Below are 564 nucleotides of genomic sequence, written 5' to 3' on the forward strand. Positions count from 1 at the left end.
CCCACCAGCTCTTCGCCGCCGGGGTCATGTCCCACTCCGGCCACGGAAACCTCAGCGCCCGCACCGGCCCCGGTTCCTTCCTCCTGACCACGGTGGGGAACATCCGAGCCCTCACCCCCGACCGCCTCGCCCTGGTGGCCACATCCGGAGAGGTTCTCGACGGGGAGCTCGCCGCCGAGAACACAGAGATCGTCGCGATGCACTCCCTCCTCTACCGGCTCAGGGAGGACATCGGGGCGATCATCCACACCCACTCCCCGGCCTCGACGGCCTTCGCCGTGGCCAATCTGCCCCTGCCCTGCCGCACCGAACCGCTCCTGAGGTCCGGACAGGCAGAGCCCGTCCCGGTCGTTCCCTGGGGACCTCGCGGATCCGATGCCTCCACCCGCGGCATCGAGCAAGCCCTCGCCCTCCAGCCCACCACCCGCGCCGTCCTGATGGGCAACCACGGCCTCCTCGCCTTCGGCCCGGACCCGCTTGCCACCGCAGCCCTCGTCACCGCGATCGAGGAGAGCGCCCAGTCCGAGATCGCAGCCGCCCCTCTCGGCGGGGCACACGACTTCC

The 564-nt window shown here is 71.3% G+C and carries 1 protein-coding gene; it reads left to right on the plus strand.

Annotated features, from left to right (window positions below):
- Positions 1-564 (plus strand): class II aldolase/adducin family protein (locus tag LK10_RS11255; protein WP_043123704.1); only part of this gene is annotated, 564 nt, incomplete at both ends.

Source organism: Sinomonas humi (genome assembly GCF_000802235.1).
GTDB lineage: Bacteria > Actinomycetota > Actinomycetes > Actinomycetales > Micrococcaceae > Sinomonas > Sinomonas humi.